At 48.4% G+C, this 25619-nt stretch carries 21 protein-coding genes and 1 rRNA gene; 20 read left to right on the top strand and 2 right to left on the bottom strand.

The features are described from left to right. From rrf to EKM92_RS13060, 5 genes are all read left to right on the top strand, one after another. A 5S ribosomal RNA gene (gene rrf / locus EKM92_RS13080) occupies positions 1 to 94 on the top strand; the annotation flags it as partial. Positions 95 to 220: 126 nt separating this feature from the next. Then, positions 221 to 1228, top strand: a complete 1008-nt coding sequence (locus tag EKM92_RS13075) for an aldo/keto reductase (RefSeq protein WP_125711448.1) — start codon at positions 221 to 223, stop codon at positions 1226 to 1228. A 114-nt stretch (positions 1229 to 1342) separates the two neighbouring features. Next, entirely contained in the window at positions 1343 to 1666 is a 324-nt protein-coding gene (locus EKM92_RS13070) for a thioredoxin family protein (RefSeq protein WP_125711447.1), read from the top strand. Beyond that, positions 1659 to 2402: a threonine/serine exporter family protein gene (locus EKM92_RS13065; RefSeq protein ID WP_125711446.1), complete on the top strand. Its 744-nt coding sequence runs from the start codon at positions 1659 to 1661 to the stop codon at positions 2400 to 2402. The genes EKM92_RS13070 and EKM92_RS13065 overlap by 8 nt, the downstream gene beginning before the upstream one ends. Before the next feature lie 9 nt (positions 2403 to 2411). After that, positions 2412 to 2876, top strand: coding sequence for a threonine/serine exporter family protein (locus tag EKM92_RS13060; protein ID WP_125711445.1), 465 nt, complete (start codon positions 2412 to 2414; stop codon positions 2874 to 2876). A 993-nt stretch (positions 2877 to 3869) separates the two neighbouring features. On the opposite strand, the gene EKM92_RS13055 is transcribed toward EKM92_RS13060, so the two are convergent. Then, a complete protein-coding gene (locus tag EKM92_RS13055; protein ID WP_164510014.1) occupies positions 3870 to 4772 on the bottom strand; it encodes a DMT family transporter in 903 nt (300 codons plus the stop codon). 847 nt (positions 4773 to 5619) lie between these two features. Here EKM92_RS13055 and EKM92_RS13050 point away from each other — a divergent pair. The 8 genes from EKM92_RS13050 (at position 5620) to EKM92_RS13015 (ending at position 14875) form a co-directional block, all read left to right on the top strand. Next, positions 5620 to 6813 (top strand): ABC transporter substrate-binding protein, encoded by a 1194-nt coding sequence (locus EKM92_RS13050; protein WP_125711443.1) that lies wholly within the window; start codon positions 5620 to 5622, stop codon positions 6811 to 6813. 182 nt (positions 6814 to 6995) lie between these two features. Then, a complete protein-coding gene (locus EKM92_RS13045) occupies positions 6996 to 8189 on the top strand; it encodes an ABC transporter substrate-binding protein (protein ID WP_125711442.1) in 1194 nt (397 codons plus the stop codon). Positions 8190 to 8824: 635 nt separating this feature from the next. After that, positions 8825 to 9703, top strand: coding sequence for a branched-chain amino acid ABC transporter permease (locus tag EKM92_RS13040; protein ID WP_125711441.1), 879 nt, complete (start codon positions 8825 to 8827; stop codon positions 9701 to 9703). Between the two features lie 4 nt (positions 9704 to 9707). Continuing rightward, on the top strand, positions 9708 to 10670 hold the full coding sequence (locus tag EKM92_RS13035) for a branched-chain amino acid ABC transporter permease (RefSeq protein WP_125711440.1): 963 nt from the start codon (positions 9708 to 9710) through the stop codon (positions 10668 to 10670). Further along, a complete protein-coding gene (locus EKM92_RS13030) occupies positions 10667 to 11452 on the top strand; it encodes an ABC transporter ATP-binding protein (protein ID WP_125711439.1) in 786 nt (261 codons plus the stop codon). Before EKM92_RS13035 ends, EKM92_RS13030 begins: the two co-directional genes overlap by 4 nt. After that, positions 11445 to 12146 (top strand): ABC transporter ATP-binding protein, encoded by a 702-nt coding sequence (locus EKM92_RS13025; RefSeq protein WP_125711438.1) that lies wholly within the window; start codon positions 11445 to 11447, stop codon positions 12144 to 12146. Before EKM92_RS13030 ends, EKM92_RS13025 begins: the two co-directional genes overlap by 8 nt. A 264-nt stretch (positions 12147 to 12410) precedes the next feature. Then, complete coding sequence (locus EKM92_RS13020) at positions 12411 to 13046, top strand: hypothetical protein (protein ID WP_125711437.1); 636 nt, start codon at positions 12411 to 12413, stop codon at positions 13044 to 13046. 875 nt (positions 13047 to 13921) lie between these two features. Continuing rightward, positions 13922 to 14875 (top strand): LacI family DNA-binding transcriptional regulator, encoded by a 954-nt coding sequence (locus EKM92_RS13015; protein WP_125711436.1) that lies wholly within the window; start codon positions 13922 to 13924, stop codon positions 14873 to 14875. A 41-nt stretch (positions 14876 to 14916) separates the two neighbouring features. On the opposite strand, the gene EKM92_RS13010 is transcribed toward EKM92_RS13015, so the two are convergent. Next, complete coding sequence (locus EKM92_RS13010) at positions 14917 to 15837, bottom strand: aldo/keto reductase (RefSeq protein ID WP_125711435.1); 921 nt, start codon at positions 15835 to 15837, stop codon at positions 14917 to 14919. A gap of 668 nt (positions 15838 to 16505) precedes the next feature. Between EKM92_RS13010 and EKM92_RS13005 the strand changes: the two genes are divergently transcribed. From EKM92_RS13005 to EKM92_RS12975, 7 genes are all read left to right on the top strand, one after another. Next, positions 16506 to 18032, top strand: a complete 1527-nt coding sequence (locus EKM92_RS13005; protein ID WP_125711434.1) for a Ppx/GppA phosphatase family protein — start codon at positions 16506 to 16508, stop codon at positions 18030 to 18032. Next, complete coding sequence (locus EKM92_RS13000) at positions 18029 to 20161, top strand: RNA degradosome polyphosphate kinase (RefSeq protein ID WP_125711433.1); 2133 nt, start codon at positions 18029 to 18031, stop codon at positions 20159 to 20161. The genes EKM92_RS13005 and EKM92_RS13000 overlap by 4 nt, the downstream gene beginning before the upstream one ends. A gap of 762 nt (positions 20162 to 20923) precedes the next feature. Beyond that, positions 20924 to 21865 (top strand): Ppx/GppA family phosphatase, encoded by a 942-nt coding sequence (locus EKM92_RS12995; RefSeq protein WP_125711432.1) that lies wholly within the window; start codon positions 20924 to 20926, stop codon positions 21863 to 21865. 94 nt (positions 21866 to 21959) lie between these two features. Next, positions 21960 to 22934 (top strand): DUF1002 domain-containing protein, encoded by a 975-nt coding sequence (locus EKM92_RS12990; RefSeq protein ID WP_125711431.1) that lies wholly within the window; start codon positions 21960 to 21962, stop codon positions 22932 to 22934. Between the two features lie 133 nt (positions 22935 to 23067). Further along, complete coding sequence (locus EKM92_RS13670) at positions 23068 to 24369, top strand: TPM domain-containing protein (RefSeq protein ID WP_191988957.1); 1302 nt, start codon at positions 23068 to 23070, stop codon at positions 24367 to 24369. A gap of 51 nt (positions 24370 to 24420) precedes the next feature. Beyond that, positions 24421 to 24687, top strand: coding sequence for a hypothetical protein (locus EKM92_RS12980; protein ID WP_125711430.1), 267 nt, complete (start codon positions 24421 to 24423; stop codon positions 24685 to 24687). Next, complete coding sequence (locus EKM92_RS12975; RefSeq protein ID WP_125711429.1) at positions 24684 to 25508, top strand: Cof-type HAD-IIB family hydrolase; 825 nt, start codon at positions 24684 to 24686, stop codon at positions 25506 to 25508. Before EKM92_RS12980 ends, EKM92_RS12975 begins: the two co-directional genes overlap by 4 nt. The last annotated feature ends 111 nt before the right edge of the window (positions 25509 to 25619 follow it).

Below are 25619 nucleotides of genomic sequence, written 5' to 3'. Positions count from 1 at the left end.
TACACCTGTTCCCATGCCGAACACAGAAGTTAAGCTTCTCTACGCCGAGAGTAGTTGGTGGGTAACTGCCTGCGAGGGTAGGAAGTCGCCACGCTAAATGAAAGATCTGTCGCTGACAGATCTTTTTTTGTGCTGTGATGATAGTGAAATCGCAAAACTGCTTGCCTTAAACCGACTCCAAGGTTGTACAGTAAAGGTATGAACTAATGGAGGCAAGACCATGGAATATACGCATTTAGGAAAAACGGATATTGAGATCTCAAAATTGTGCGTCGGGGCGATGAGTTTTGGTCAAGCAGGCACCATGCATGATTGGACCTTAGATCCTGATCAAAGCCAACAAGTGATTGCCCATGCATTAGACCTTGGGATCAACTTCTTTGATACGGCCAATACTTATTCAAAAGGTACCAGCGAAGAATATCTTGGCCGCGCGTTGAAAAATCTCACCACTCGCGATAAAGTGGTGATCGCGTCAAAAGTCTACTTTAATCCTGGTCGCTTATCTAAAGTTGCCATTGATCGTGAAATTGATGGGACCTTGAAGCGCCTTGGAACCGACTATCTTGATCTCTATATCATTCATCGCTTCGATTACGATACGCCGATTTTAGAAACGATGTCAGCCCTCAACGACCTGGTCAAAGCAGGCAAGGTACGTGCGATCGGGGCGTCGGCGATGTTTGCTTATCAGTTCTACAATATGCAACTAACCGCACGCGATCACAAACTGACGCCTTTTGTCGCGATGGAAAATCACTATAATTTGTTGTATCGCGAAGATGAACGTGAAATGATCCCGTTGTGCAAGCAAATGGGGGTATCGCTGATGCCTTATAGTCCACTTGCTGCAGGGAGGCTGGCACGACCGACTTGGGAAGCGAACACCTTACGCTCGCAAACAGACGTCGTAGCCAAAGGCAAATACGATCATACCGAAGCCCAAGATCTTGAAATCACCAAGCGGGTACATGCACTTGCACAAAAGCATCATGCCACCATGGCGCAAATCAGTATTGCTTGGCAGTGGGCTAAAGGCGTCGCCGCACCGATCGTTGGGGCGACGAAGGCGAAATATCTCGATGATGCCGCAGGGGCGTTTGATGTGACGCTCACACCTGATGACATCGACTATTTGCAAGAGGCTTATATCCCCCATAAAGTCATTGGTGCCATTACTAAAAACCCTCCTCAAGGCGTCACCTTGTTGGATGCGGATAAAAAGTAACATCAAGTCGTGGTCAACGAAGACCGCGATTTTTTGTGGGGTTTTAGTGATAAACACAGCTGTTTGTTGGGTGTCAGCCGGTAACATGTTACAATCTAATTCGAGGTGAAAATCATGGTCAAAGCAGTCACGCGCAAAACATTAGAAACTGAGATCCAACACGGCACCACGGTTTTAGAACTGTGGGCGCCTTGGTGTGGGCCTTGTAAGATCATGAGTCCGATGATGGCGAGTTTGGAACAGGAGCTGCCGATGCAAGTGGTCACGATGAACATCGATGACGACAAAAGCGTCGCTGAGCAGTTCCACATTCAAAGTATTCCAGCAATGATCGTTTATCACGAAGGCAAACCGTATGAAAAAATCGTCGGGGCTTATCCCAAAGCAAAACTCAAAGCTCATCTTGAAAAAAGCATCGAGGCAGCTGCACATGCATAATGAGCTCCTAGAAGTGTGCCTGCTTGCTGGGCGCATCATGATCGAAGGCGGCAGTGAAATGTATCGCGTCGATGATACCATGCGCCGCATCGCGGTGAACGGCGGGGCCCAAGACGCGTTAGTGTTCACCACACCGACAGGGATCTTCATTGGGTTAGGCAATGAATCAAAGACCTTATTGAGTCCCATCGACAAACGCTCCATCGACATGGAAAAAGTCGCGCAAGTCAATCAACTGTCCAGAAGCTTCGCCGCCCACGAACTCGGCTTACATGAATTACATGAAGCGTTGCATCATCTCGATCAAAATACCCCGTTTTTCCCATTTTGGTTGCAGGTGTTAGCCGCTGGGGTGTGCAGTACCATGTTGATGGTGGTATTTGCGCAAGCTTACGACTGGTTTGATATGCCGTTAGCTGCTGTGGTTGGCGCGTTAGGCTTTATTGCCTATGCCAAGATCAGTCCGCTGACGCGCGTGCGCTTTATTTCAGAGCTTGGCGGGGCATTTGTGGTTGGGATCACCGCTTGGGCAGGCGTCAGACTCGGTGTCGGCCGCAATCTTGATAATGTGATCATCGGCGCGGTGATGCCATTAGTTCCTGGTGTGGCGATCACCAACTCGATCCGCGATATGTTGGCGGGGCATTTGTTGTCAGGCATTGCTCGCGGGATGGAAGCCATTCTTTCGGCTGCGGCGATCGGCGTTGGCATCGCATTGATTTTTCGATTTTTCTAGGAGGCCGCCATGCCATATTGGTTACAGTTTTTAGTGCAGCTGAGCTTTAGCTATATCTCAACGGTGGCATTTGCCATTATTATCAATGTCCCACGGCGGGCGTTAAACTTTGCCGGATGGGCTGGTGCGATCGGCTGGATCGTTTATTGGGTATTGACCTATGACCTTGACGTCGGTCGGATGATGGGAAATGTCCTTGGGGCGTTTGCCATCGGCCTTTGTGGGATGATCTTCTCTCGGATCAAAAAAATGCCGGTGATCATTTTCAACATTCCAGGTTTAGTGCCGCTAGTGCCAGGCGCCACTGCTTATCAAGCGGTGCGAGCGTTGGTGCTAGGCCAAATTGATAAAGCATCGAAGCTCACGGTCCGTGTGGCGATGGTGGCAGGTGCCATTGCCGTCGGATTTATGCTGGCGCAACTGTTAGCTGAACAAACTTATCGCCATCCAGTTGGCGGCAAGTACAAAGCGTGATATGATAAGGGTATGCGATGAGTCGAGTAACCACGGTTTATGTGGTGAAAGTTGCAGCTGGCAGGCATGAATCACCACCCGACGGATTTTCGGGGCCAGTGGATAAGCGGTTGTGGAGCCACACTGTCCTTATCTATTCGTAGATACTGCTAGAAAAGGATCACGACTTCGGTTGTGGTCCTTTTTGATTGGCGCCAGCGCAATTTGCAGCGTTCTTAGTGGGCCAGGTAGCCTAGCACCAGTGCTTGGACTGCTTTTTGGTCCGAGTGCTGGTGCGTAGCTAGCTGTGTCCACGTTGCTTCAAATCGCGCGACGATGTGTTATTTAATCCCTGATGAGAAATAGAAATATTAATCAAAAATAGTGGTCGACACCCAAAAATCGTGAGCTCGGAATACCGACTCACGATTTTTTTTGCAATGTGCCCATAGACACACCAAATCCGCGAAATGAGGGATCATTTCGCGGCTCGGAATATGCGATTACGTTCATATTGCTGTTAAGTATCAGGTGAGTGTCTGCGTAGCCTTGGCTTATTGTACCTTAGCCGCTTCGATCGCTAATAAGCTCTGCATTGCCGTTTGCGCACAGGCTTCACCTGCTTCTCATGTCGCCATGAGGCAGCACTTCCGCGTATACCTGGATTGCGTCCACGTAATTGAGACGCTTACGAATAGTGCCGGCACTTCTGGTATGGGAGAGCCAGCCATTAGAGTCACCTCACCTGACTGCGGATCGCTCTCCCCGGGTTTGCGAGGCGCTTCCCCTCGTTGCGAAGTAATACTGACGACGTAGCCTTAGCCGCCAACTCCTCCTTGATACCGTTTACAAGATACCACCAGTAAAAATTAAAGTCCAGCATTTTATTGTAAAGGTTTTGTATCGCGACATGAGATTACGTCATAAATAATATGGCTTATAGCGTTTTGATGTTATATTGGTATATATTGTTTTAAAAAACCATCGCAATCAATTTGCGATGGTTTCACTGACTCATTGAATTTTACGTTTTGGCGTCCAACTCATCATGACGACTGCGCCGAGCACCATCACGATGCCGAAGAACTGCAAGGCGTGAAAGCCTAATGCTAAGAAGATGATCGATAGCACCGTTGCTGTCAGCGGTTCGAGATTCCCAATCATCGATGCGATCGCTGGACGTAGCGTTTTTAAGCTGGAGACATATAAGATGTAAGCGAGGAACGTCGCCCCGAAGACAATGAACAAAATCGATGCCCATGAATACAAGTGCAAACCTGCGGGGATGTGCCACACTGGTTCGATGACATTCATAAACACCGCGCCGACGATCAAGCCCCAGCCCACCACCACTAGCGGCGGTTCATGCATTAATAACTTTTTGGGTAACATGGTGTAAGCTGCCCCAGTCGCCGCGGCTAAGATCCCCCAAAATACCGCGATCGGTGCCACATGTAACTTCGTGGGGTTGCCATCAGTTACCAATAAGAACACTCCGACTAACGCGATGATAATGGCGATCGTGTCGATCGGCCGCGGCATGGCGCGTTCTTTGAGGCAAGTGACCACCGTGATCATTGCCGGTACCAGCGACAACATGATCGTCGCCAGCGCGGCATTCCCATAAAAAATTGCCAGTAAATATGTAAATTGTGCCAGCGCCACGCCAATCAACCCGAATAACAATAAACGCACCGCGTTTGCTTTGTTGTGCCACACGCGCATCAACGGTTGTTTAGTCGCGATGGCAAAAATCAACATCGCGATCCCGGCCCAAGTTAAACGCATCGACACCAGCCATGCCGGCGTCGCATGGGAAGTATTGAAGACGACATTTGCTAACACGCCGCCGACGCCCCACATCGTTGTCCCGCAAGCCGCGCGGATCGCCGCGGTACGTTTGTTATTTTTTGACATGTTGTCGCCTCCAAAGATTGCTTCGTTTTGAAATTTTGTTACCGTTGTCCCGTAGCGTGAGAGTTTCATCGCATCATCAGATGATGGCGAAGAAATACGTAATTTTAGTCTATGAACAACCTCGCCACGTCAGCATATTTGATTCATAAGCTTATGATAGCAACGAAGAAAAGCTGTGGGCGGAGATGATTTGGCAAAACGCAGGTGAACTGGACAATTGCCTGTGGTAGTGAAATCAAGTGAGACGCCGATTTGTGGCGGCTCGCGCGGATTTCACCGGCAGATTTTGAGACAAAGTGATTTTCTTTGGCTCAAAATCTAGGCGAAAGAACATCGGCCGGTCTTGCCGATTTCTGTAGCCGGCCGCACGGCAACTTGTCCAGTTCACCGCAGTGATGCCAAATCATCGGAGTCCACAGCTTTTCGTGCCGCAAGGCAAATTAGTACCGCTAACGGGAAGCTTTAATTGCCGGTGAATATCGCAATGTGACCAGTATAACAGAGCACTTCCGAGATGGGGCAAAATTTATTTTTGACCAAAAGGTTGACAATTAAGAGAAACAATAGTAGATTCTAATTAATCATTAATCTTGGAAAAGGGGGATACATCATGAATAATCAAAATCAAACATTTGTATCTTCCCGCCAAGACTTGGCCTTGTTGTTGCAGCAGAGGACTCGATCGTAGTAAACACTACGAATTGAGCCCTCTGCTTTGCGTTGATGGGGCTCATCACACCACTAGGTGATTGGCCTCATCCACGACGGATGGGGCCATTTTTTAATGAGTTGTGAACCGTGGCGCGCGCGGCCCGCAGACAATAATGAAAAAAAGGGAAGAATACTCATGAAAAAGACAATCACTAAATTTGTAGGGGCCGCCGCAACGGTTGCGGCGATTATGGCCATGGCAGGATGTACCGCAAAGAACTCCAGTGCAAAAGGCAACACCGCAACAGGCGACAAAGTGAAAATCGGGTTGAACATGGAATTGTCTGGTGCCGCTGCAGGTTATGGCGAACAACAAAAGCAAGGCTTCCAACTGGCGGTTAAAGAAATCAACAACGCTGGCGGCATTAAAGTCGGCGACAAGAAAATGAAGATCCAAACGGTCATTCAAGATAACAAAACCACCACTTCAGGTTCTGCTTCAGTCGCCGCACAATTGGCGACTAAAGATAAAGTGACTGCAGTCGTTGGCCCTGCAACCACTAACGACGGGACTGCATCGATTCCGAACATGACCAAAGCATATGTGCCAACGGTTTCCCCATCTGCCACGGATCCTGATTACACGCTACAAAAAAATGGCAAAGTCCAAACCTATGTATTCCGCGCATGTTTTAACAACGACTTACAAGGTGAAACGGCGGCGCATTTTGCTGACAATACCTTGAAAGCGAAGAACGTAGCGATCCTTCAAGATAACTCTTCTGATTACGGGACTGGGTTGGCGAGTGCCTTCAAGAAAGCCTTCAAAGGTTCTGTGGTGTCCAAGCAATCCTTTGCTGAAGGTGACAAAGACTTCAACGCATTGCTGACTAACATCAAATCCAAAAACATCGACGCGATCTATGTGCCAGGTTACTACTCTGAAGTCGGGTTGATCATCAAACAAGCTCGCCAAGCTGGCATCAATGTTCCGATCATTGGCTCTGACGGTATGGCGGATCCAAAACTTGCGAAAATTGCCGGTGCTGACAATGCAAGCAAGATCTACTACACCACACCATTTTCCACGATGTCTGGTGCCACCAACCCAACTGCTAAAAAGTTCATGGCAGACTTCAAATCAGAATACGGTCAAGATGCGCCTACCTTCTCTGCTTTAGCTTATGATTCTGTACTGATGATCAAACAAGCTATCGAAGACGCCAAGTCCACCAACTCTGTGAAAGTCGCGCAAGCTTTAGCGAAGATCAAAGATATGCCTGCTGTCACTGGGACCACATCTGTTGATAAGAACCATGATCCTGAAAAGCCGATCGTTGTTGAACAAATGACCAAAGGCAAAGTGGTCAGCGCTACTGCAGTTAAATAAAGCTAAATGTGAGTCCTCTCATAGAAGAATCCTTTTAAACTCCCGATTACAGATATGTAAAATTTGAATTTGTTGTGAAAAATGTGAAAATATCGTTGACTTTTAATAATACTCCCATGTATTATTAATACATTCACATGACGAACTCAAAAGCTTGGGACAAAAAGAAGAGGGATTATGCTATGCAGACTAAAATGATCAAACGTTTTGCTGAAGTGGGCGCTGTGCTTGCTTCAGTGGCAGTGATGGCAGGCTGTACTGCTAAAGCACAAAGCAAAGGTAACACCGCGACTGGCTCTACCGTTAAAGTCGGGGTCAACATCGAATTGTCTGGTGTCGGCGGCGGCTATGGCGAACAAGTCAACAATGGGATCGACTTAGCGGTTTCTCGCATCAACAAAGCTGGTGGCTTTAAGGTCAACGGCAAGACTTACAAGTTTAAAACCATTACCAAAGACAACAAAACTGCCACATCCACCGCAGCTTCTGTTGCCGCTGACTTGGCTGACAACTCGAAAGTCTCTGCCTTGATCGGACCTGCCACGACAGGTGCTGCGACTGCTGCTTTGTCTAACGCGACTAAAGCGCAAGTGGCTCAGATCTCACCATCTGCCACAGCGCCTGCTTACACGGAACAAAAGAATGGTAAGGTCCAACCTTACGCCTTCCGGACTGCTTTCACCGATGACTTCCAAGGCACGCAAGCGGCGAAGTTTGTTGACAACAACTTGAAAGCCAAGAAAGTCGCTGTTTTAGCTGATAACTCTAACGATTACGGCAAAGGCTTAGCTGCAGCGTTCAAGAAGCAATACAAAGGCGACGTGGTATCCACACAATACTTCCAAGCTGGCGACAAAGACTTCAACGCTGTGTTGACCACCTTGAAGAACAAAGGCTTTGACGCTTTGTACATTCCAGGTTACTACACTGAAATCGGCTTGATCATCAAGCAAGCACGTCAAATGGGCATCAACACCCCGATCGTCGGTGGCGACGGGATGATGGATCCAAGCTTAACCAAGATCGCTGGTGCTAAGAACGTCACCAACGTTTACTACACCACACCATTCTCCACATTGTCTGCGAAGTCTGATAAGACGGTTGCCGACTTCATGGCTGCTTACAAAGCTAAGCACCACACCACAGCTTCTGCCTTCAACGCTTTAGGTTACGATTCTGTTTACCTGTTGAAGCAAGCAATCCAAGATGCCAAGTCTACAAACTCTGTTGACATTGCCAAGGCTTTAGGCAAAGTCAAGAACTTGAAAGGTGTCACTGGGACCATGACCATCGATTCTAAGCACAACCCTGAAAAGACGATCTCAGTTGAAAAGCTGGTTGACGGTAAAGCCGTTTCCGCAACTGTGATCAAATAACTGGTGGATAGCAGGAGGCAAAATGCCGCCTGCTATTGCACTGATTAGCGAGAGCCAGTCGGTTGCCGTGGGACTCCAGCTAGCTCATCGCATCATAGTGAGGGTCCTCGGCCGAACTAACTTGGACGTTTCGCTACGCTCACCGCCAAGTGGATCTCCACCTGCGGCTTTGCGTAAGTGGTAAACCACTAACGCAAATCTCACTATGATGCGATGGCCAGCTTCCGTCCCACGGCAAAATCGCTGGCGACGCCTCTACAAGCATCGACTAAGATTGCGACTGCTTACTGGATCTGCATCACAACTGAAATACATTGAACGTGTTTCTTCTATATAAATAGAATACGTTGTGTACCAAGTGAAGAGATGGGAGTGACGCGTTGAGGTGGTGGTTGTCGAACGTGGCAGAAAGATCAGCTGAGACAGTGAACCTCTGGCTCAGTTGATCTTTCAGGCAAAATCAAAGACCGCACTTTGGCTTTGATTTTAGGCGTAAAAGCCTTGAAACGGGCTTTGTTTCAAGCTTTGAAGCCGGCCGGCCACGAGAGACAACCGCCACCTCAACGCAGAACGGACATCTCGTAGCACGCTATTATCACGAACACACAGGAATTTTAATTAAAGGAGGCGATCTCTTGCATACAGTCATGCAACAAGTCATCAATGGCCTGTCACTGGGGAGTATCTACGCGCTGTTAGCACTGGGATACACCATGGTTTACGGGATCATCAAACTGATCAACTTTGCTCATGGGGATATTTACATGCTCGGGGCGTTTTGGGGCTATTATGTGATCAACACTTATCACGTCGACTTCATCGTCGCCTTGTTATCGGCGATGATCGTCACCGCGATGGCAGGGATGATCATTGAATATCTCGCTTATCGCCCATTGCGGAATTCTCCGCGGATCACCGCGTTGATCACGGCCATCGGGGTGTCATACTTTTTGGAAAATGGGATGTCGTATTTATTCGGCGCCAATACCAGAAACTTCCCGCAAGTGGTCAAGCAGCATAACTTCACGGCCCTTGGTATCAGCATTTCAAACATTCAAGTGCTGATCTTAGTCACTGCGTTGATCTTAATGATCTTACTGCAATTGATCATTCAAAAAACCAAAATGGGGACTGCCATGCGCGCGGTTGCGGTGGATCAAGAAGCTGCAGCGCTGGTTGGGATCAACCCAGATCACGTCATTTCCTTTACTTTCGGTTTAGGCTCAGCTTTAGCTGGGGCTGCTGGCGTGTTGATCGGGTTGTATTACAACTCGATCGATCCGTTAATGGGGATGACCCCTGGGATCAAAGCCTTCGTGGCTGCTGTTGTCGGCGGTATCGGCTCAGTGCCTGGGGCTGCGATCGGTGGGTTCTTGATCGGGTTGTTGGAAACTGGTGTGCAAGCAATCGGCTTGTCCGCATATAAAGATGCAGCAGTTTACATTGTGTTGATCTTGATTTTGATCGTGCTGCCTGCAGGGTTGTTAGGCAAGAATGTGAAGGAGAAGGTGTAAGCTTATGACCAAGAAAAAACTTCAAGCCATCGCATGTTGGCTCGCAGTGATGATCGTCGGCTTCGTTCTCATTAACGCATTAGTTTACGTCGGCGTGATCGATGCCTTCATTGAAAACATGCTGGTCACCATCGGCATCAACATTATCTTAGCCACTGGGTTGAATTTGATCATCGGCTTCTCTGGTCAATTCTCCTTAGGCCATGCTGGGTTTATGGCGGTCGGCGCTTATGCCACTGGGATCATTTTGCAAATGATGCCAACGACTGTCGGGTTCTTTGTTTCCATCGTCGTCGGGATCGCGATTGCGATCGTTGTGGCGATCATTGTTGGGATCCCAACATTGCGGCTGTCAGGGGACTACTTGGCGATCGCGACCATGGGTGCTGCTGAAATCATTCGCGTAGTGATCAACAACATGAAGATCACTAACGGCGCGGCTGGTTTGTTCAACATTCCGCAATTTGCGACTTGGCCGGTGGTTTACATTTTCGTTTGCATCACCACTGCCGTTATCGTCAACTTCGCGCATTCTCGCGCAGGCCGCGCGATCCAAGCGATCCGCGATGATGAAATTGCCGCAGAAGCTGTCGGCATCAATCCCACCAAGTGGAAGTTAGCCGCCTTTGTGTTAGGCGCATCAACTGCCGCTGTGGCTGGCTCCTTGCATGCGAGCTACATTCAAACCATTGCGCCAACCGACTTTGGGATCATGAACTCCATTGCCATGTTGATCATCGTCGTACTCGGTGGTGTCGGTTCCATGACTGGGACCTTCTTAGCGGCCATTGTCTTAGGCGTGCTGGATACGGTATTACAAAGCTTCGGGACGTTGCGGATGGTGATTTACGCCGTAGCCTTGATCGTGATCATGGTCTTCAAGCCAAGTGGGTTGCTTGGGCGTTATGAATTCTCATTTGCTCGCGTCTTAGATCGCTTCCGCAAGAAAAAGGAGGACGCTGCATGACCACATTATTAAAAGTGGACCACGTGTCCAAGATCTTCGGCGGATTAAAAGCTGTTGAAGATGTCTCGATGCATGTTGAAACTGGTGAACTGGTCGCCTTGATCGGCCCTAACGGCGCTGGGAAAACGACGCTTTTTAACGCGTTGACTGGGGTGTCTCCAGCTACTGAAGGTACGGTTGCCTTCCGCGTTGGGGATGAAATGGTGTCTTTAGATAAGAAGAAACCTTATCAAGTCGCTAAAATGGGGATCGCTCGAACCTTCCAAAACATTCGCTTATTCCATCAATTGTCAGTGCGGGAAAACTTGCAAGCCGCGATGACGCATCGCTATAAAGAAGGCTTTGTGTCCAGCATTTTGCGGCTGCCTGCTTTTTCTAAACAAGAAGCCGTCGCCAATGCCTGGACTGATGATATTTTAGCAAAACTTGATTTGACTGATGTTGCTGACGTGATCACTGCCAACTTACCTTATGGGACCCAACGTCGCATTGAAATTGCACGGGCCGTTGCGACCGACCCGCAATTGATTTTCTTAGATGAACCAGCTGCAGGGATGAACCCTGAAGAAACTGCAGATCTCGCCCATTTGATCAAGCGGCTGCAAACCGAATTTGGGTTGACTGTCGTGTTGATCGAACATGATATGTCATTAGTCATGTCGTTGGCGGAACGTATTTACGTGTTGGAACATGGGAAGCTGATTGCGGAAGGCACACCTGATGAGATCCAACACAACGACGCCGTGATCAACGCGTACTTAGGAGGTGGCGTACATGCTTGATGTTCAAGGGCTAAAAGTCAACTATGGCGCTATTCATGCGGTGCGCGGCGTTGATTTCAACGTTGAAGACGACGAAATCGTCACCTTGATCGGCGCAAACGGTGCGGGGAAATCCACCATTGTGCACACCTTGTCAGGGATGTTGAAAGCCGCTGAAGGCACCATTAAATATGGCGATCAAGACTTAACGAAAATGTCTGCCGCCAAAATCGTTGGTGCCGGCATTGCGCAAGTCCCAGAAGGACGCCGCATTTTTTCGGGTTTGTCCACCATGGAAAACTTGAAAATGGGCGCATATTTGGTGCCTCGCAATGAACAAAACGATGTGTTGGCCAATGTGTTTGACCAATTTCCAGTTTTAAAAGAACGTAAAAACCAAGATGCCGCCACACTTTCTGGTGGTGAACAACAGATGTTAGCGATGGGCCGGGCGTTAATGGCGCAACCAAAGCTGTTGATGTTGGATGAGCCTTCGATGGGGTTGGCGCCGATTTACATTTCCAAGATCTTCGACATCATCAAAACCATTAACAAACAAGGGGTCACGGTACTGTTGATCGAACAAAATGCCTTACAAGCGTTGCAAATCGCCAATCGCGGTTATGTCATCGCTAACGGCACAGTCAAACTCACTGGCACAGGATCTGAATTGTTAGCAAACTCAGAAGTCCAAAAAGCCTACTTAGGTGGGTAAAGGAAAAGTCGACGTTTAGACGTCGACTTTTTTGTGATGACTGCAACAAACTTATCAATCAGATCAACATGAAAACTTTCAGTGAGGAACTCAGCGTAATCAGGCAGTTTACGGGAATAAAGCCGTTCGATCACCTTCAAATCATGATCGTTTGAAGCTGACATCGCCTCATTAATATCAAGATATTTGTGAAGTGGCTTGCAAGTTTTCCGGTTTCAGTGCACTATTAAATCATTGAGTTATTATCGGGATCGGGGGTTTAACATGGGACAAATTATCGATATCGCAAAACAATTGTGGGTACAAGAACTCGTGTGGGGCGTGTTGTTGTTACTTGTGATCATCGGCTATGTGCGGCGGTTCAATCATATCGGACGGACGCAACATTTGCGGACGCAACGCCGCCATCATCGAGAAACCATTGGCCACACACGGTTTTTGGCGATTCTGATCGTGATCGGAGCAGCCTTGACTTTTGCGGGACACCAATTCTGGCCCCAAGTCCAAGCAGTTGCTAACCGTATCGATGGGGTATCTGCATCAAAGTCCAGTTCAGCTTCAAGCCATCGTGCCAAACTTGCAGCGTCGAAGTCTAAAGCCAAATCGTCATCGCTTGCTGCCAGCAAGAAAAAGTCGACGACTAAGCAATCGGCTAAATCCTCTAGCAGCAAAGAAGTCACCAGTGCTTCTGCAGTGAAAATCGTTAAAGGCTATTTCAAAAAACATCCAGAAGACCAAACCGACACCATTTCCAGCTATAAAGCCAATGGCACTGGCAACGACTCCCAAGGCGCGTTTGTCTTTAAGGTTGCCGCTTATGGTGTTGATGATACCGGCGCCACCACTGAATTACATGAATATTGGGTCCATCGTGACGGAAAGTTCGATGTCGCCTACTAATTTCTCAACAGCTCAGGCCAAGACGATTCAGTCTTGGTCTTTTTTGTTCAAACACTGTCTGGCATTGAGAGTGTTTCTTGCCACTATCAGGCAACAGTGGTGTGCTCTAGGCTCAGCAGTGATTTGAAATGGGGACTCCAGCTGGCTTGCCACTACATAGTGAGGGTCCGAATCGGAGCTAACTTGGACGTTTCGCTACGCTCACCGCCAAGCGGATCTCCACCTGCGGCTTTCCGTAAGCGACAAGTCGTTAACGGAAATCTCACTATGTAGCGGCGGCCAGCTTCCGTCCCCGTTTCAAATTACTGCCACTACGCTAGTCTATTGCCATCTGATGGCTACGAAACGTGTGATAACAACATAAATGTCACATTTCGTTTAACGGACGACTTCGCAACTGCAGCGACTTTGATTTTAAACTAGCAAAATAAAGTAGAAAATCTGTGGGCAGAGACGATTTGGCAGAACGGAGGTGAATTGTACAATTTCCTGTGGGAGTGAAATCAAGTGAAACGCCGGTTTGTGGCGGTTCGCGCAGATTTTACCGGCAAATATTGAAACGGAGTGAATTTCTCCGGTTCAATATTTAGTCGCAAGAACATCGGCGGGCTTTGCCGATTTCTGCAGACGGCCGCACCGGCAACTTGTCCAATTCACCGTAGTGTCGCCAAATCGTCGGAGCCCACAGATTTTCGTGCCGGAGGCATATTGGTATAGTTTGCTGAAACACTATCGCTACCAGACATCAATTGTGGCAAAGCGAGTCAGGCTTTTTTCGATTACATGATCGAGATTTCACACAGAAAGGGGTAAATTTTGGCGAGGTAAGCGCTTGTCGTGGTAGAATAATTAAGAACACGAATGGAGGGTTTGGTATGGCGACGTTATCAGATGTGGCAAAAGAAGCCAATGTCTCAAAAATGACGGTTTCGCGGGTGATCAACCATCCTGAACAAGTCACAGAAGACTTACGCCAATTGGTGACTAACGCGATGCGGACCTTGAATTATCGGCCCAACGCTGCTGCGAAAGCCTTAGCGCAAAATCGTACCAATGTGATCAAGTTCTTGATCTTGGAGGATATTGATACCACCGAGCCTTATTACATGAACTTGTTGTTTGGCATTGCCCGAGGGTTGGATAAGCAGCAATATGCCTTGCAATTGATCTCTGATCGCGAAAAACTCGACTACGGCAATGCTGATGGCTATTTGATCACTGGGGCGCGGACTAAAGATTCTGAGTGGTTGGATCAATTGGAAAAACCATTAGTTTTATACGGCGAGAATCGTTATGGGTATGATTTTGTCGATACTGATAACAAACTGGGTACCGCCCAAGCGACAGAATATGCGTTGGCGAAGAACTATCAGTCGGTGATCTTCATTGGCATCGACGTCAAAGAACCGTTTGAATATTCTCGCGAAGCTGGCTACATCAACACTTTGCAACAACATGGTTTGTTGCCTCGGATCCACCGCATGGCCAATCGCTCCCATATCTCTCAAGGCTTTATTGATGAACATTGGTCAGAATTTGCCCGCAATACTTGTTTTGTCTGCGCCTCTGATCGCTTAGCCATAGGGGTGGTGCGGGCGATTTTAGAAAAAGGTGGCCGTATTCCTGAAGATTTCGGGGTGATCGGCTTTGATGGGGTATTTTTAGATCAAGTGTCCAATCCCCAACTCACCACGGTGCAACAACAAGTTATGGATCTTGGGGAACACTTGGCGCGGATGTTATTGTCGAAAATCGATCAGTCCGGGGCGCAACAAGGGGAAGTTTTATTAACGCCGCAATTAGTTGCGCGCGGCACCACTAGAGACTAAAAAAACGCTCAACCGAAAATCGGTTGAGCGTTTTGCATCGATCACGGCAAATCATTGCCTGCAGCAAGGTAAAGATCATACCAGTCTTGATGCGTTAACGTGATGTCACCAGCTTTGGCGATGCCTTCGATCCGCGCGGCATTGGTGGTGCCGGCGATCACTTGGAAGTCGCCAGGGATGCGTAAGATCCAAGCCGCTGCGATGGCGTTGACGTCAACGCCATATTTGTCGGCCAGTTCATGCAGCTTTTGGTTGAGTTCTGGGAACTTTGGATTGTCGATAAATACGCCGTCAAAGAAGCCGTATTGATAAGGGCTCCAAGCTTGAATGGTCATATGGTGCAAGCGGCTATATTCCAAAATGCCGTCATCATGCGCCGTGGCGCGTTCATCAGTCATATTGGTGTGGAAGCCAAAGTCGATCATCCCAGTGTGCTTCAATGACAATTGCAGTTGGTTGGCAAACAGGTGTTGTCCGACGGCTTGTTGCAACAATGCCACTTGGCCAGGATTGAAGTTAGAAACCCCGAATTGACGGACTTTACCAGCATTTTGCAAATCGGAGAAGACTTCGGCGATATCATCTGGTTCCATCAACACATCAGGACGATGCAGCAACAAAGTATCGACATAATCTAACCCTAAGCGCTTAAGTGAAGCGTCGACGGCTTCGACTAAATGTTCCTTAGAAAAGTCGTACGCAAGACCAGGTTTGATGCCGACTTTGGTTTGCACCAACACATCGTCGCGACTGAAGCTGGCATTTTTCAAAGCTTGACCGAATAGGGTCTCGGCTTTGCCGCCGTCATAAATATCTGCATTATCAAAAAAGTTGATCCCGGCGCCATAAGCGCGGTCGAGTAATTCGGTGGCGCCTTTCACGTCGAGTTTGGTGATCCGCATCACGCCAAGCGCGATCGGGGAAGCCATCAAACCTGATTTACCTAAGTTGATCAATTTCATAGTGTGCCTCCAAAAGGGTTATAATTGTTTCATTAAAAATAGCGTAGCACACGTGCTTTACAAATGAAAGCCATTCCAAACTCTGCGATAACGCTTTTGAGGTGTTATCATGGAGTTACAGTTGCGGCAGCTGGCGAGCTAGTTCCGCGGCGAGGCTGAAATCACCTCTCGTGGCCGGCCGGCTACAGAGATCGGCAAAAAGCGCCGATGCTCTTTCACCTAAAATCAAAGCCGAAAACCACGTCTTTGATTTTGCCTGAAAGATCAACTGAGCCAGAAAATCACTGTCTCAGCTGATCTCTCTGCCACGTTCGCTGATTTCAACCTCGCCGCTCCACTAGCTAGCCGCCGCCATCAGTAATCGATACACGATCAAGTTGTCTCGATTAAGAATCCCTCAGCGTGTGTGGAAGACTAATGTGAGTGATCGCGACGACGCCTGTGATTTGAAATTGGGACGGAAGTTGGACGTCGATCCATAGTGAGATTTCCGTTGGTGGTTTACCACATACGGAAAGCCGCAGGAAAAGATCCGGCTGGTGACGAGCGTAGCGAGGCATCCAAACTAGCTTTCCCGAGGACCCTCACTATGGAGCGGCGGCCAGCTGGAGTCCCAATTTCAACTCACAGCCGCAAGACAACGAAGTAAAAAACAAGGAGTGTTGGGTATGACAAGTGACCGCGGATTTATTGTGATCGGCGCACAAGCGATTTTTTTCAGTATCACCAATTTGCGCACATTAAAAGAATTAGAGCGCGGGCATTATCCAGTGGCGATCGGCGAAGACATTTTCGCGACGCATCAAATTCAACCTGACACAGTGGACGCGGCGGTGCTGGCGTTAAATACCATTCGCCAGTTGTTCAATGACTACGGGGTGTCAGACACCACCGTCGTTGGCAGCCACAGCTTTTTTGAAGCAGACAACGCGCAATTTGTTTGGGATCAAATCGTGTCGCGCACTGGTTGGCAGATCCAACGCGCGACGCTGTCTCAAGAAGCCTTTTACCGCACCCAAGCGGTGTTTGCGCGCTTTCCAAATTTTGAAACTATCACCAAAAAAGGCACTGTGCTGATCGATATTTCCAGTGGCTCGGTGGAACTCACCGCGTTTACTAACGGGGAGTTCGGATTTTCTCGGAATTTAAGCCTTGGGCCATTGCGGGTGTTTGAAGTGATGAGCGACATTCAAGCCAGTGTCCCAAATTATGTGGAAGTGATGCGCGACTTCATCGACTCTCGCTTAGTGGACTTTATGCGCTTGTTGCCCGCAGATGTGGATTATCACAACATGATCATCATGGGGAGTGCTTTGTCGCTGCTTGAAACCTTGATCCCTACTGGTAAAACTGCGGTGGAAACCGACCGCGACGGCTTTGATCTGTTATATCACGAAGTCATTCATTCAAGCGATCAATATCTCGCTGACACGTATGAATTGCCATTGAATCAAGTCTCGCAAGTGTTGCCGACGGTGTTGTTGGTTTATCGCTTAGTTAAAACCTTGCACGCCTCCAAGATCTGGGTCTCGAATTTGAAAATGCTCGACGGCTTGGAAGTTAACTCGGCGCTTTCTGCAGGTTACAAGCCAGTGGCCTTAGACCCGACCCAAGAAATCGTGATCTCAGCGCAAAACTTAGCTGATCGCTATCAAGTCGATCCTAAACACCGCGATGCGACTGTGACTTTTGCTTTGCAACTATTCGACCGGTTGAAAAAGCTCCACGGTTTAGGCAAACGCGAACGCCTGTTGTTGCAAATCGCCGCGATCGTCAACGATATCGGCAGTTATGTCGATACCCACAAACACTATGAACACTCCGATTACATCATTCGCGCTTCTGAATTAATGGGGCTTGATGCCATCGAGCAACAAATGGTGGCCACCATTGCGCGTTTCCACTCGAGTGATTCGCCGCAAATCGATCTCGGCGACTTGCCATTGATGTCGTCAGCGCGGCGATTGACCATTGCGAAGTTGTCGGCGATTTTACGCGTGGCCGATAGCTTAGATGCGTCTCGTCAACAAAAAATCAGTGCCATTCGCGTTTCTCAAAAACCTGATCAAATCATTTTAACTGCGACGGCTAATGACGATGTGGAACTGGAGCGTTGGACCTTGAAACGCAAAGGGCAATTTTTCGCGGCGGTGTTTGGGATGCCGATCGTATTGAAAGGAAGACTGTCGATATGAGTAAGAAATTCGAAGATCCGAAATATTTCACTAACCGCGAATTGTCATGGGTCGCCTTTAATGACCGCGTGTTAGAAGAAGCCCGCGACCGTGAGAATCCGCTACTTGAGCGTGTGCGCTTTTTAGGCATCACTCAATCTAATCTTGATGAATTCTTCAATGTCCGCGTGGCGTCACTGCGGAAAATGGTTGCCGTCAATTATCAACGACCTGACGCTGCAGGGATGACGCCTAGCGACCAATTGGCAGGCATTTCTAAAGCCGTTCACACCATGGTCGATAAACAATACAACACTTGGAGTCGGATGTTGCGGCCAGCGCTTGAAGAAGTTGGCGTCAGGTTGCGGCAATTTGATGAATTAAGTGATCGCCAACATGAATTTGTTGATGATTATTTTCATCAAGAATTATATGCAGTGCTCACGCCAATGGGTGTGGACCCGACGCGGCCGTTTCCCTTTTTAAGCAACAATTCGTTGAACCTCGCCATTCGCTTGCAAAAAGATGGCGACGATAAAGCTTTTGCCTTGGTGCAAGTCCCAGACGTGTTCCCGCGGGTGGTGCGCCTGCCTGATGCGCCGAATGATTTCATTTTGCTGGAAACGATTATCGAGCATTACTTAGATGAATTGTTCGTCGGCGCCACCATTCAAGAATGCGCAGTGTTCCGGGTCACGCGGGATATGGACTTAGACGTCGCTGAAGAAGACACCTCAGATTTGATGAAAGAGATCCAATCGCAACTTAAAAAACGCCAACACGGTAAAGTGATGCGGTTGGAATATGACGCCGACATGGGCAAATACTTGAAAAAGCATTTGCTCAAAGGCTTGGAATTGACTTCTGACGCTGATTTATACGCGATCAAAGGCCCGATCGATTTGAACTTAATGTCCAAACTCGCCAAGCTTGCACAGAACTTGCCTGAGTTGAGTTTCCCGAAGTTCACGCCATATCGGGCGACTGAACTGAAAGGCAACTTATTTGATGTGATCCGCGATCATGATGTGTTGTTGCAACATCCTTATGAATCTTTCGCTACAGTCGTTGACTTCATTCACCAAGCTGCCGTTGATCCCCAAGTGCTCGCGGTGAAAATGACGTTATATCGCGTGTCATCGAAGTCTCCGATCATCAGCTCATTGAAACTTGCCGCCCAAAATGGGAAACAAGTTACGGTGCTGGTCGAACTGAAAGCCCGTTTTGATGAAGAAAACAACGTTCATTGGGCCCAAGAACTCGAACGCGCCGGATGTCATGTGATTTACGGGTTAGTGGGGTTGAAGACCCACTCGAAGCTCGCGTTAGTGGTCCGCCGCGAAGAATCAGGCATTCGTCGCTACATGCATATGGCCACTGGGAATTACAACGATGTCACCGCCAACTTCTACACAGATATGGGGTTGTTTACCGCCAATGCGGAAATGGGTGCTGACGCTAGCAACATTTTCAACATGTTGTCAGGGTTCTCAGAACCGGCGTACTTCCACAAGTTGGTGATCGCACCAATGGGGATCCGCGACCACTTGATCGACAACATCAATCAAGAAATTCAAAATGCCAAAGCTGGACGCAAGGCGTTGATTCGCATGAAAATGAATTCTTTGTCAGACACCCGCATGATCCAAGCGTTATATGCGGCAAGTGCTGCTGGTGTCAAAGTCGAGTTGATCGTTCGCGGGATCTGTAATTTGAAAGTCGGGATCCCAGGGGTTTCTGAGAATATCACCGTGCACTCCATTGTCGGGCGCTTCTTGGAACACAGCCGGATCTATTATTTCTACGCCAACGGGGATGAAACCTTGTACTTATCCAGTGCCGATTTGATGAAGCGCAACTTGTCGCGGCGCGTGGAATTGTTGTTCCCGATTTTATCTGATGCCGTCCATGAAAAAGTGATGTCGATTTTTGATACCATGTGGTCAGACACAGTTAAAACACGACTGTTGCAACCAGATGCCACTTGGGAGCGCGTCGACTTACGCGGCAAGACCTTGATCGATTCCCAACAAATTTTCATGGGACAAGCGATTCAAGCGAATAAAGCCCAACGTCTAGCGCATGCTGACGATGACCCTGCTGACATGCATCGCTTCACCCCGATGAAGGCGCCGCAAGAGCGGGAGTAACCAGTTGCCGCGAGCTATCGTCACTGCGGAAAACTGAACCAGTGATCGTGCGGCCGGCTCCAGAAATCGGCAAAGTGCGCCGATGTTCTTCCACCTAAAAATTGAACCAAAGAAAACCGCTTTGTTTCAATTTTTGCCGGTAAAATCTGCACAAGCCGCCACAAACCGGCGTCTTCCTTGATTTTACTGCCACAATCATGGTTCAGCTTTCCTACGTGACGCTAGCTCGCTAGGGTATTGTTATTGACTCAAGCAAATGAAGTTACAGCACCATCTCGGGAGGACATATGATGATCGATTTTCCCGTAGATACTGTCATCGCGTTAGTCGAACCGTTGCATCGAGAAGATTGTCCAACTTATGCGTCGGTTGAGGAAATGCTTCGGGCAATCGGCACTGAATTGTAATCGTTTAATGACCAGTTATTGAACGATAATGACTGGTTGGCAATTCAATGGTGTGGTGCCAGTGACTTGGAATCGGGACGGAGGCTGGCCGTCGCTGCATAGTGAGAACGCAGTTGGCGGTTTTACCGCCTACTGCGTTCCGCAGGTCGAAATCCACTTGGCGACGAGCGTAGCGAGACGTCCAAGTTAGTTCGGCCGAGGACCCTCACTATGCAGCGGCGAGCCAGCCGGAGTCCCGATTTCAAGTCACCAGTAACCTCAAGTGAGATCCAGACCTTTTCGTCTGGGTCTCATTTTTTCGCTCAAAAGCGTGGAGTTTGGTATACTTGAGCCGGACAAGATGGAGGCAATAACGATGAGACATTTCGGTGTGATCGACCTTGGGAGCAACTCTGCGCGGTTAAGCGTGTGGCAAGTCAACGTTGATTCCAGCGTCAAGCAAGTGTTAAAGCTCAAAGAAATGGTGCGGCTATCAGAAGGCATGGGTGAAGACCGCGTGTTGCAAGAACCCGCGATGGTGCGCACCATTCAAGCACTAGTCGGCTTTAAAAAGCAATATGAAGGCTTGCACGACTTAACGCTTGAAGCTTATGCGACAGCGGCAACGCGGATGGCTGCCAATCAAAAAGAATTTTTGAAGCGCGTCAAAAAAGCCATTGGCGTCGATATTCAAGTGATCCCTGGCACCAAAGAAGCGGAATTAGATTTCTTAGGGGTGATCAACACCTTGCCGATTCAAAATGCGTTGATCATGGATACTGGCGGCGCGTCAACGGAATTGATCTTGGTGCAAAACCGCAAACTGCAACATTTGATCTCGATCCCTTTTGGTTCAGTGAATTTGACCGAGCGTTACTTACATGGCGATACCGTCAGTGCGGCGGAATTATTTGATGTGATTACTGCCGTCAATCGCACCTTCAATGGCATTTGGTGGTTGAAAAAAGCGCAAAACTTGCCGATCGTCGCTTTAGGTGGGTCGAATCGGACGCTTGCGAAGATCCAACGTCGCAAAGATGCGGTTGCCAACTTCGAAGATATTCACGGTTATCGCATGAGCACTGAGCAAGTGAATGCGATTTTTAAGCAAGTGATCTCTAGTTCCTTAGAAGAACGCAAAGCCATCGGTGGCTTAGCGAAATACCGCGCTGACATTATCGTCGGCGGGTTAGTCCCAGTGGTGATGATGATCCGATTCTTAGATTCTGACCGGTTGACCTTCTCGCAATATGGGTTGCGTGAAGGTGCGTTGTATCAACATTTGGAAGCTTTCAACGCTGGGGTGCCGCAAGCTTAAAAAGCCTGTAAGAAGCGGTTAAGAATGTTTCTAAAAGCAGTCAAGGCGACTGCTTTTTAGTATGATAAGGTAAATTAAAACAGGGAGTAACGACATGAAAAAATTCCTTTTAACGCTAGGGGCTGCGCTGTTAGCGACGGTAGCGTTCGGCACGCACACGGTGCACGCCGATGACACTTGGACCCCAGTGGCAACGCTTGGCACTAGCTTAACGGCTGATCAAAAATCTGGAACGTTGTCGACGTTAGAAAATGCCGCCAACGTCTCGAATGTATCGCAATTGACGGTCAACGGCGACACCTTGGTGAAGTATTTAAACCCTAGTGGCTCGACGTTCACCTCGACTTCTGGCGTGTGGTCATCGGCTTTGGTGCAAAAAACTTCGACTGGTGGCATCAACGTCACCATCGTCCCTTACAACGGCACCAACAACATCACGACCATCACTTCTGATCAATACCGCAACGCGGCGGTAACGGCTGGGGTGGCCAATGCCAACATTTTCATCACGTCAGCAGTGTCCATTGACGGTTCTGGTGCTTTAGCTGGTGTGTATGCGGCTTTCGCCCAAAACGGTGATACTTTGAATGCCAGTCAAATCGCTGCCGCACAAACGGAAGTCAACACCTTGTCAGACATCACCGATGCCAATAAAGACAAAGACGGCTATTCTGACAAACAGCTCAACAACGCGGTTGCCGGCATGAAGAAAGACATGGCCACGCAATCAAATTCTGGTGAACAAACGTTGTCGCAAAACACCATCGGCAACATTGTGGACTCCCAGTTGAAAGCCAACAACTTGACGAACATCATCAACAACAACCAACGTACCCAAATCATCAACTTAATGGTCAAGATCCAAAACTCTGGTGCCTTGAAATCTAGTGATTTCAAAGCCCAAGCTTCAAAGCTTGCCAGCTCCATTCAATCGAGTGCCAAGAACTTGTTCTCCAAGCTTAAAGGCTTAGATACCCAAGAGAACCGTAACTTGTTGCAAAAGATCCTTGATGCCATCGGGAATTTCTTTGCTAGCTTGTGGGATAAGATCACCGGGTTGTTGAACTAAAAAATATTATTTTGACACGCTATCGATAGTTGGTTATCGATAGCGTGTATTTTTTTGTTCATGATGGCCTTTCCAATTAATTAACGTGCTTTATTATCAGTAATTTGAGATAATCCAAGTGGAGGTGGGTGAAATGAAACATCATCACGGCTGGCTTGGATTGCTGATATTTCTTGGGATGATCTGCATGTGGACGACACCAGTCCACGCACTGGAGAATCAATATCTCAATGATCACACAAATACGTTGACTGAAGGCACCTTGAAAGATGCCGAAACGATCAATGACACTTTGGCGAGGTTGCCAGGGAAGCCGACGTTGTCGATGGAAGTCTATGACCGCATTCCCAAAGGCCAAGATATCGACAAATTCAAAGTCAAACGTTTTGAACAACTCGGCATTGGCCAAAAAGGTTGGGACAACGGACTGTATTTTGTCTTGGCATTACGCGATAAAAAATATGCCTTAGAAGTCGGCTATGGCTTAGAAGCGGCGTTACCTGACGGCGCGATGGATCATATTGTCACCGATGCCGTCAAAACCAGCCTCCGCAAAAAGCATTATGATATGGCGATGACTGCAGTGATGGTCAATATCAGTACGTGGTTAGCTGATCACAAATCAGAAATTGCTACCCCTGCACAGATCAAAGCGCGAAAAGCCGCGGCCCATGCGCAACAAGTCCGCGACAATATCGCCGTGGCCATTTTTCTAGGTTTAGCCGTGTTAGTCGTTGGGTTGTTGATTTGGCAACACAAACGGCAACACGCGAAACTTTTACAAGTGTTTGACCAACAAGTCGCAACCCGCTTACCATTATTTCAAAGTTTATTGCCGGCGCAACAAGCCGCTTATCGCAAACAATTATCAGTTGGGTGGTTCAAAGCGATGCCGCAAGACCTTGAAGATTGGTTGATGCGTGATTTTGCGTGGTACATTCGCTACAAACTTGCAGATCTCGCACCAAGTGTGCCGACGCCGATGCCAGCGTTTGCTTATGCGGGGATCGATTACACGGATCTACCTGATTCAGATGAATTGGTGTGGCAAGCAGCGAGTTTACAAGCCTACTTCAACACCATTCAACCGCATCTAGTGCGTTTAGTGGCACCGTTCAAACAGTATTTCAACGGCTTCAGCGAATGGGCCCCAAATCACAGTTTTAAAGATCAACAAGAAGTGTGGGCGGCTTTCGTTGAACATGTCACCCCTCAAGACGCGAAAAAACTCCACACCTTGAAGGCCCAAAAGCAATTTTTTGAAGCATTGTGGCGGCGGCTAAATCAAGAAGATACTGATGGCTTAGGCTTAGCGATGATGCCAGTGTGGATCAGCGATGTCGGCGGTAGTGCCAGCTCTGGATCAGGATTTGGCTCAGGTTCTGGATACGGCGGCGGCAGTTCTGGTGGCGGCGGTTTTTCCGGTGGGTGGTAGCGTTTCACAATCTTTAGTATAATAAAAGAAAAAAACTGGGGGACACGTGATTTGATTTTGGCATTGTTTTTGATCCTTTTAGTAGTGGCAATCACCTTTGGACTGGGGTATTGGAACTTTAAACTCGGGCAAAAAGGGAAATCCTATGGCATCGGCTTGATCATTCCGGCGGGTTATTTTATCGCGATGGTGGCGATGACGGCGATGGCTCACGGCAAAAATGGGAGTTTATCGTCTAGCGTCGTCAGCAGTTTGTTGATCGCGGCGGTATATTATATCGTCTTCACCTGGGGCCTTAAAGGAGCAAAGAAAAAATGACCTATAAAATGATCGTGTCTGACCTAGACGAGAGTTTGTTGCGCACAGACGGCAGTGTGTCGCCTAAAGACGTTGAAACTATTGCCCGCTTGCGCGATGCTGGGGTGAAGTTCGTCCCCAACACTGGCCGCGGCTTTGCGTCAGTGCAAGCACTACTTAAGACCATCGGCACTGAACAAGCTGCCGGACAATACGTGATCTCTTATAACGGTGGGGCGATCGTTGAAAATGCAGGCAACCAAATCATTGCGTCGACGCCATTGCCTTTTGACATCGCCAACGCGATTTTCAAAGTCGGCGCTGCGGATCCTGAATTTGGGGCGCATATTTACACTTTCCATCATGTGTATGTCTATCGCCCAAGTGCATCTGAATATGCGTATTTAGATAACCGCGGCGTGGATTACACCTTGTGGACTGACGACGACTTATTGGCATTGAAAGGTCATCCCATCGCTAAAGTCATTTTCCAACATCCTGAACTTCAGCCTCGCCAAGACTTAGCGGCTAAAATTGCCGCAGCTGTGGATTACCCGGCAACGGTCAGTTATTCTTCTGGTCGTTATGTGGAATTCAACCCTAGCGGCATCGACAAAGGGGATGCGGCGATCACCCTCGGGGAAAAAATCGGCATCAAGCCTGAAGAGATCATCGCGTTAGGCGACAATCTCAATGACATGTCAATGATCCAAAAAGTCGGCTTAGGCGTCTCAGTGAAAAACGGCGTCCCAGCCATTCAAGCTGCTGCTGGGTTAGTGTTACCTGTCGACAATGATCACGATCCGGTGACGAGCTTAGCGAAAATCGTTTTTGATTTGTAAACGAGTTAAACGCGCTGAAAAGTGCGTTTTTTTGTTGTGCAGGCTTTAGCCTGGTACGCGCGGAAAACGCGCGTGCCTCAAAACCACCCGCTGTGCGGGTGGAGTCAAATA

The organism is Lacticaseibacillus porcinae, from assembly GCF_003946305.1.
GTDB classification, from domain to species: Bacteria; Bacillota; Bacilli; order Lactobacillales; family Lactobacillaceae; genus Lacticaseibacillus; species Lacticaseibacillus porcinae.
Note: the sequence above shows the minus strand (reverse complement) of the source record. Positions and strands in the feature narration are given on the sequence as shown.

What these genes read in the sequence shown, in the direction of transcription:
- EKM92_RS13065 (WP_125711446.1), top strand. Translation starts at nt 1,659, where the DNA reads ATGCATAATGAGCTCCTAGAAGTGTGCCTGCTTGCTGGGCGCATCATG.
- EKM92_RS13030 (WP_125711439.1), top strand. Translation starts at nt 10,667, where the DNA reads ATGACCACATTATTAAAAGTGGACCACGTGTCCAAGATCTTCGGCGGA.
- EKM92_RS13010 (WP_125711435.1), bottom strand. Translation starts at nt 15,837, where the DNA reads ATGAAATTGATCAACTTAGGTAAATCAGGTTTGATGGCTTCCCCGATC.
- EKM92_RS13045 (WP_125711442.1), top strand. Translation starts at nt 6,996, where the DNA reads ATGCAGACTAAAATGATCAAACGTTTTGCTGAAGTGGGCGCTGTGCTT.
- EKM92_RS13670 (WP_191988957.1), top strand. Translation starts at nt 23,068, where the DNA reads ATGAAACATCATCACGGCTGGCTTGGATTGCTGATATTTCTTGGGATG.
- EKM92_RS13025 (WP_125711438.1), top strand. Translation starts at nt 11,445, where the DNA reads ATGCTTGATGTTCAAGGGCTAAAAGTCAACTATGGCGCTATTCATGCG.
- EKM92_RS13020 (WP_125711437.1), top strand. Translation starts at nt 12,411, where the DNA reads ATGGGACAAATTATCGATATCGCAAAACAATTGTGGGTACAAGAACTC.
- EKM92_RS13050 (WP_125711443.1), top strand. Translation starts at nt 5,620, where the DNA reads ATGAAAAAGACAATCACTAAATTTGTAGGGGCCGCCGCAACGGTTGCG.
- EKM92_RS12975 (WP_125711429.1), top strand. Translation starts at nt 24,684, where the DNA reads ATGACCTATAAAATGATCGTGTCTGACCTAGACGAGAGTTTGTTGCGC.
- EKM92_RS13015 (WP_125711436.1), top strand. Translation starts at nt 13,922, where the DNA reads ATGGCGACGTTATCAGATGTGGCAAAAGAAGCCAATGTCTCAAAAATG.
- EKM92_RS13055 (WP_164510014.1), bottom strand. Translation starts at nt 4,772, where the DNA reads ATGTCAAAAAATAACAAACGTACCGCGGCGATCCGCGCGGCTTGCGGG.
- EKM92_RS13060 (WP_125711445.1), top strand. Translation starts at nt 2,412, where the DNA reads ATGCCATATTGGTTACAGTTTTTAGTGCAGCTGAGCTTTAGCTATATC.
- EKM92_RS12995 (WP_125711432.1), top strand. Translation starts at nt 20,924, where the DNA reads ATGAGACATTTCGGTGTGATCGACCTTGGGAGCAACTCTGCGCGGTTA.
- EKM92_RS12990 (WP_125711431.1), top strand. Translation starts at nt 21,960, where the DNA reads ATGAAAAAATTCCTTTTAACGCTAGGGGCTGCGCTGTTAGCGACGGTA.
- EKM92_RS13035 (WP_125711440.1), top strand. Translation starts at nt 9,708, where the DNA reads ATGACCAAGAAAAAACTTCAAGCCATCGCATGTTGGCTCGCAGTGATG.
- EKM92_RS13075 (WP_125711448.1), top strand. Translation starts at nt 221, where the DNA reads ATGGAATATACGCATTTAGGAAAAACGGATATTGAGATCTCAAAATTG.
- EKM92_RS13005 (WP_125711434.1), top strand. Translation starts at nt 16,506, where the DNA reads ATGACAAGTGACCGCGGATTTATTGTGATCGGCGCACAAGCGATTTTT.
- EKM92_RS13000 (WP_125711433.1), top strand. Translation starts at nt 18,029, where the DNA reads ATGAGTAAGAAATTCGAAGATCCGAAATATTTCACTAACCGCGAATTG.
- EKM92_RS13070 (WP_125711447.1), top strand. Translation starts at nt 1,343, where the DNA reads ATGGTCAAAGCAGTCACGCGCAAAACATTAGAAACTGAGATCCAACAC.